Below are 6,931 nucleotides of genomic sequence, written 5' to 3' on the forward strand. Positions count from 1 at the left end.
TACAGGCAAGGGATCTGTGACGTGGATTTCGTGTTGTGTAATACCGATTCGCAAATATTGGAACATAGTCCTATTCCGACCATTATTCAATTGGGGAAGACCCTGACTGAAGGACGGGGAGCGGGGAACCGACCGGAAATCGGAGAGGCTGCCGCTAACGAGAGTATTGATGATATAAAAGCGTTGTTGAGTACCAATACGAAGATGGTGTTTATCACGGCAGCAATGGGGGGTGGTACCGGGACCGGTGCGGCACCCGTGATTGCCAAGGTTGCCAAGGATATGGGTATTCTGACGGTGGGTATTGTTACGATACCTTCCCGTTTCGAGGGGCCGAAACGTTTGGATCAGGCTCGTGAAGGGGTAAAAAGATTAAAAGAACACGTGGATTCTTTGATTATCATAGATAATGAGAAGATACAACGGATATTCGGATCGCAGACATTGTCGAGTGCATTTGCCAAGGCTAACGACGTGTTGAATATTGCTGCCAAGGGTATCGCGGAGATTATCACGTTACCGGGATATATAAACGTCGACTTTGCCGACGTGAGAACGGTGATGACGGATAGTGGAATTGCTATTATGGGTGCGGCAAAAGCCTCCGGTGAAGACCGGGCGAAGCGGGTGATTGCCGAGGCTTTGAATAGCCCTCTGCTGAATAAGAGCGATATACTGGGAGCTAGTGACATCTTGTTGAATATTACATCCGGGACGGATGAAATTACGATGGATGAGATGAGTGAAATCACGAATTACGTGATTAAGGAAGTAGGTGATAATGCAGCTATAATCTGGGGTGTGGGAACCGATGAGGCGCTGGAAGACGCAATTTCCGTGACGGTGATTGCTACCGGCTTTCCCATGGAGGACGTGGAAAATACGTTCACGAAACCCTTGAAGGGAGTTGCGTCCGTGAATGATGTTTCGGAAGAGGCGGTGGATGCTGCCCGTACGAAAAAAATCAAGGACGGGGTAAAGGATTACGTACAGGTCATTTTAAAGGAATCGGAGGTTGTGCTTCAACCGGATCTGTCACCCGAAAAAGTAGAAGAATTGGCAACGACTCCGGCGTATACACGGAGACATTTAAAAATAGACAGACCCTAGCGATTTAGTGATTTAATGATTTAGCGATTACGTGATTTCCGGTTTATAAATAGAGGCGTTAGCCTTGTGAGGGGGAATCTAAAATCAAAAATCACTAAATCCGAAATTGTAAGGGGGTAATTTAAAACAGTTTAATGGAAAAATTTAGAGAATTAGGATTAGACGGGGAAATTCTTAAAGGAATTGCAGATTTAGGGTTTGAAACACCGAGTCCGGTACAAGAGAAGGCCATCCCTGTTATTTTGGGCGAAGAAAATGATTTGGTTGTGTTAGCCCAGACCGGGACGGGAAAAACAGCGGCTTTCGGATTGCCGTTATTACAGAAAATTAATCCGGAATGGAATAGTGTACAGATATTGGTTCTGAGTCCCACACGTGAGTTGTGTATGCAGATCGGGAGTGATTTGAAAAAATATTCAAAGTATCTTCCGGATATTCGTGTGACCTGTGTATACGGGGGTACGGATATTAGAAGGCAAATGAAAGAATTACAGAAGGGGGTACACGTGGTTGTGGCTACTCCGGGACGTTTGGTTGACTTGTTGAACCGGAAGGCATTGAATATCGAGACCGTGTTTGCTGTCGTGCTGGATGAGGCTGACGAGATGTTGAATATGGGATTCCAGGAAGATCTGGACTTTATCTTGAGTAACACGCCTAAGGATAAAAATACATATTTGTTTTCGGCGACAATGCCGAAAGAGGTAGAGCGGATTGCCCGGAATTATCTGGTGAACCAGAAGGAGATTTCCGTGGGGAAAAAGAATCAGGGTGCAGACACTGTGTCTCACCAATATTATATGGTTCGTGCGAAAGATTGTTACGAGACGTTACGTCGAATTGTGGATTGCTCTCCCAGTATGTACGCTATTATTTTTACCCGAACGAAGAATGATGCGCAAGATATAGCGAAACATTTGCAGCGTGATGGGATTGATTGCGATGCATTACATGGGGATCTGAGCCAAGCACAGCGGGATAACGTGATGAACGCTTTCCGGGCGAAACGGCTGAAAGTGTTGGTGGCAACCGATGTGGCAGCTCGTGGGTTGGATGTGGATTGCCTGACACACGTGATCAATTACAATTTGCCTGAAGACGTGGAGAGTTACACGCATCGTAGCGGTAGAACGGGACGTGCCGGAAAGGAAGGAATCTCTATTGCGATTATTCACTCGAAAGAGAAAGGGAAATTGCGTCGGATTGAAGGTATTTTGAAAAAGAAGTTCGAGTACAAGCAAGTGCCGGTAGGGGAAGAGATTTGTCGGGCTCAGTTGGCATTCTATGCAGATAAGATTCTAGCATCTGAGGATCAAGAGGATATGGATCTGTATGCTCCGGATGTGTATGAAAAGTTCGCAGAGCTGACGAAAGAAGAGTTGATCCAACATTTGGTTTCCTATGAGTTCGGTAAGTTACTGAAGAAGTATAAGAATACGGCTGATTTGAATATTAGCGAGGATGACCGTGGGGGTCGTTCTGAGCGAGGTGAACGTGGAGATCGGGGAGATAGGCGTGACCGTCGGGGACGTGGAGAAGAGACTGTGTACAGCACGTTTATGCTGAATGTCGGTCGGGAAGACGGGCTGACACCTCGTGATTTGATGGGCTTGATTAATAAATATTCTCGTCGTCGGGGGATTGGTGTCGGAGGTATTCGTATTTTTGATACAGATACTAAATTCGAGATTGACGAGGAGAGTGCATCTGATTTCGCCGTAGATTTCAGCAAGGTTCTCTTTAATGGTATTCCATTGGAGATAAAGGCTATCCCGACTCGGGACAGTGGACGTCGTCGGGATGACCGGAGTCGAGGCGAGTTTTCCGGAAGACGGGAACGTCGAGATCGGGACAAACGAGATAGCCGAGGTGGCGGACGTCGGGAAGAAAAGAGTGGTGGAAAGAGAAGAGGAAGACCGGGAAGTGATCCGAAAAAGCCGAGAAATTTCAATAGATCGTCTTCTCGCGACTAGAAAATAATTTGTACATTTGAACATGGGAAGTGTAAAGTTTACTTTACATTTTCACATGTTCAATGTTTATATATTCAAATTGAAAAATGATGGAAATTAAGAGTGCCAATTTTGTGATAAGTAACACGGATGTGAAGAAGTGTCCGGATCCGGATAGACACGAATATGCGTTTATCGGGAGATCGAACGTGGGGAAATCTTCGTTAATTAACATGTTGACGAACCACAGTAAACTGGCCAAGACATCCGGCAGTCCGGGAAAGACACAGTTAATCAATCATTTTTTGATTAATGATGAATGGTATCTGGTGGATTTACCCGGATATGGGTATGCCAGAACATCTAAATCTCAGCGAGGACAATTCAGTTCTATGATAAAGAATTACATTTTAAAACGGGAGAATATGGTATGTCTTTTCGTGTTGATTGACAGCCGGCACGATCCGTTGAAGATTGACCTCGATTTTATGGAGTGGCTGGGAGAAAACGGGGTGCCTTTTGTTATGGTCTTCACGAAGGCTGATAAGTTGACGACCACGGAACGAATGAATTGTATTGCCAAATATCAGGAAAAGATGAAAGATACATGGGAAAGTATGCCCATGGCGTTTATTACTTCTGCTGAAACAAAATTGGGACGGGTGGAGTTGTTGTCTTATATTTCTGAGTTGAATAGATTAGAACTGGAATAAGATGGTGTGATGAAATGATTTTATAATCATGAAATCATAGAATCGGCAATCACAGAATCTTTAAATCATAAATTAACATGGAGGCTATTGGATTATACCAATTGAATAGTTTGGTGAAACGGGAGTTAAAGAATCGTTTCCCGGATAGTTTTTTGGTTATAGCCGAGATTGCTGATGTGAAAGAAAATCGGTCCGGGCATTGTTATCTGGAGTTGGTGGAGAAGAGGGAGGAAGATGATGCGGTGATTGCCACGGCTCGGGCTACGATATGGGCGTTTACCTATCGGATGCTAAGACCTTATTTTGAAACAACCACGGGAAAATCTTTACAGAAAGGGATCAAGGTGCTGGTTCGTGCGGAGATCGTTTTTCATGAGTTGTACGGGTATTCTTTAAATATAAAAGATATTGATCCGACTTTCACGGTTGGAGATCTGGAGCGGAAACGTAAAGAGATTATTGATCGATTGACGCAAGAGGGGGTAATTGATATGAATCGGGAACTGGAATTTCCGATGTTGCCGAAGACTGTGGCTATTATATCTTCCCCCACGGCTGCCGGGTATGGTGATTTCGTGGATCAGTTACATCGTAATGTTTACGGGTATGCTTTTCATACCAAGTTGTTTCCTGCCATTATGCAGGGGGAGAAAACAACAGAATCTATTATTGCTGCCTTGGAAAGAATTTACGAGTATGAATCACTTTTTGATGTGGTGGTGATTATTCGAGGGGGTGGTTCACAAACGGATTTGGGTAGTTTTGATTCCTACGAGCTGGCAGCTAACGTGGCGCAGTTTCCTATTCCTATTCTTGCTGGTATTGGACATGAACGGGATGAAACGATCGTGGACCGGGTGGCTTATCGAAGTGTGAAGACCCCAACGGCAGCAGCGGCTTTTCTGATCGAGTGCTTTAACGAGGTGGATAGTGTGTTGGAGGATGCGAAGGAAACCTTGGTGAGAGAAACCAGAAGAATTTTGCAAGAAGAAAAAACTCGTCAGGTAGTACGAATTACGGAGTTCAAGCAATTTACCCGTCTTTTTTTAGAGGGGCAGGCAAATAATTTGACCTTGTCGTCCCGGAGAGTAGAACATGCCTCAAGGCTTTTTGTACAGGATCGGATCAATGGATTGAATCAATTGAAGATGAAGGTGGAAGGGAAGGTCGGAGCCTTGTTTGAGCGTCAGAAGAATCGTTTGGACGATATGCAAAAGACAATGGTACGTAAAACAACAGAATTGTTTACGGCTAATCGTTATTTTCTGGAGTTGGCAGAAACGAAAATGAAGTATGTTGATCCGAAAAACATACTGGAAAAGGGATTCTCGATTACTCGCGTCAACGGAAAGGCGGTTCGGGAAACGGATTGTGTGAAGCAAGGGGATGTGCTTGAAACAGAGTTGTTCAGAGGCGTTATTCGAAGTGAAATAAAAGATATTGAAACAAACATCTAATATATAATCGGTTATGGAAGAAAAATTGACATATAAATCCGCTATGGAGGAGATAGAAAGTTTAGTGAAGTTGTTAGAAGAAAATAAGTTGGATGTGGATGAGCTGAGCGAGAAAGTAAAACGGATGGCGGTACTTGTTGAGTTTTGTAAGGGCAAATTACACCGGACGGAAGAAGATGTAAATAATGTGTTGAAATCAATTACCGAATGATGAAATCCGGTTGGCTGTTGTTTTTCATGCTGGTTTCAGTGGCTTCTGCGTTAGGGCAGACTCGAACAGCAGAACGAAATTTGTGGGGAAGGGATGAAGTGAAACATGCAGCGATAGGGGTTTGCGTGAAGAACGTGGAGACGGGACAGGTTGTGTACGAGCATAATCCGGGAATGGCATTGCGTCCGGCCTCCGTGGTTAAATTGCTTTCTTCTGCATTAGCATTAAAACGGGAAGGAGATTCTTTAACTTACACAACAAAGGTTTTTTACACCGGGGAGATTGATGAAGGGAGACTTTTGGGAAATATTGTTGTACAGGCAGGAGGTGATCCAACATTAGATTCAAAGTATTTTCCCAAAGCATGTTTTATGGATAGTCTTGTTTCTAAGGTTGTGAGCTTGGGAATCAAACGAATTCATGGAAATATTATTATAGAGACAGAGGGAGAACCAGTTCGTATTCCGGGGTCTTGGCCGTGGGAAGACGTGGCAAATTATTACGGGGCTCTTTATCATTCATTTAATTACCGGGATAATACGTACACGATAAACTTGAAATCCGGAAAACCGGGCACTCGAACCAAGATCGTGTCTGTTGAGCCTTCTGTTCCGGGAGTAAAATTGCGGAACGAAGTGATGGCTTCTGCCAAGAATGCGAATGATGCGTGGATATACGGGGGGCCAGAGACTGCGACGTTATTAATTCAGGGGACTATTCCAGCCAATCGTTCTTCTTTTGCGGTGAAGGGAGCTATGCATCATCCGGATGCTTGTTTTAGGGCTGAACTGGAAAAACGATTGAAGGAGAAAGGAGTTTTGTTGGATAAACAAAGGATAGAGGAGGGAGAACGTCATGCATTGCTGGCTATGGATTCTCCTTTTTTGAAGGATATTGTTTATTATACGAATAAGAATAGTGTTAATCTTTTCGCCGAGGCTTTGGGCGAATTGATCAGTCCGACAGATTACGCGAGAACGGTAAAGGTAGAATTAAGTCATATCGGGATAGATTCATGTGGAATTACGTTGAAAGATGCCAGTGGTTTATCGCCGGCAAATGCTGTTCCGGCGGAAGTGTTCACGGATTTATTAATTTGGGCAAAGGGGCATTTAAGTGATGCTTTTGTTGCCTCCTTACCACAAGGAAATGTGGATTGGGGATTACGAATTTATTCCGATCATCCGGTTTTAAGGGAGAATGTTATTGCCAAGACCGGCTCTATGTCAGGAGTCCGGGCTCTTGCCGGATACTTAAAAAATCAGAAGGGAGAAACGTTAGCTTTTACGATTCTTGTGAATAATTACGTGGGTGATCCCGTAAAGGTTCAGGAGACTATTAGGGATTTATTGAAAGATATAGCAGATAAATGAAAAAACCGGCAAAGTGCCGGTTTTTACTTCTAAAATATAGGCCATGTGGCCAAAAATAGTTGGTAAATTCTTTATAACGATTTGAATTCCAGAATGATTAATTACCTTAATTGAA

General features: G+C 43.8%; 6 protein-coding genes. All 6 read left to right on the top strand.

The window, feature by feature from the left end; all coding sequences use genetic code 11:
- Positions 1-1,110: cell division protein FtsZ (gene ftsZ, locus AB5542_RS20785; protein WP_368243430.1), on the top strand; the 1,110-nt coding region annotated here is incomplete at its 5' end.
- Between the two features lie 134 nt (positions 1,111-1,244).
- On the top strand, positions 1,245-3,083 hold the full coding sequence (locus AB5542_RS20790) for a DEAD/DEAH box helicase (protein ID WP_279041211.1): 1,839 nt from the start codon (positions 1,245-1,247) through the stop codon (positions 3,081-3,083).
- Positions 3,084-3,172: 89 nt separating this feature from the next.
- Positions 3,173-3,775: a ribosome biogenesis GTP-binding protein YihA/YsxC gene (gene yihA, locus AB5542_RS20795; RefSeq protein ID WP_118302812.1), complete on the top strand. Its 603-nt coding sequence runs from the start codon at positions 3,173-3,175 to the stop codon at positions 3,773-3,775.
- A gap of 77 nt (positions 3,776-3,852) precedes the next feature.
- The gene (gene xseA / locus AB5542_RS20800; protein WP_279041210.1) at positions 3,853-5,232 is read left to right on the top strand and encodes an exodeoxyribonuclease VII large subunit; all 1,380 of its coding nucleotides are present in this window, start codon (positions 3,853-3,855) and stop codon (positions 5,230-5,232) included.
- 13 nt (positions 5,233-5,245) lie between these two features.
- Positions 5,246-5,443, top strand: coding sequence for an exodeoxyribonuclease VII small subunit (gene xseB / locus AB5542_RS20805; protein ID WP_034502262.1), 198 nt, complete (start codon positions 5,246-5,248; stop codon positions 5,441-5,443).
- On the top strand, positions 5,440-6,816 hold the full coding sequence (gene dacB, locus AB5542_RS20810) for a D-alanyl-D-alanine carboxypeptidase/D-alanyl-D-alanine-endopeptidase (protein WP_279041209.1): 1,377 nt from the start codon (positions 5,440-5,442) through the stop codon (positions 6,814-6,816). The genes xseB and dacB overlap by 4 nt, the downstream gene beginning before the upstream one ends.
- Positions 6,817-6,931 lie beyond the last annotated feature (115 nt).

This window comes from Butyricimonas sp. RTP31003st1_G1_RTP31003_210430, from assembly GCF_040920905.1.
Classification (GTDB): domain Bacteria; phylum Bacteroidota; class Bacteroidia; order Bacteroidales; family Marinifilaceae; genus Butyricimonas; species Butyricimonas paravirosa.

Excerpts from the sequence above, each read along its gene's own strand:
- AB5542_RS20790 (WP_279041211.1), top strand. The coding sequence starts at position 1,245 with ATGGAAAAATTTAGAGAATTAGGATTAGACGGGGAAATTCTTAAAGGA.
- yihA (WP_118302812.1), top strand. The coding sequence starts at position 3,173 with ATGGAAATTAAGAGTGCCAATTTTGTGATAAGTAACACGGATGTGAAG.
- xseA (WP_279041210.1), top strand. The coding sequence starts at position 3,853 with ATGGAGGCTATTGGATTATACCAATTGAATAGTTTGGTGAAACGGGAG.
- xseB (WP_034502262.1), top strand. The coding sequence starts at position 5,246 with ATGGAAGAAAAATTGACATATAAATCCGCTATGGAGGAGATAGAAAGT.
- dacB (WP_279041209.1), top strand. The coding sequence starts at position 5,440 with ATGATGAAATCCGGTTGGCTGTTGTTTTTCATGCTGGTTTCAGTGGCT.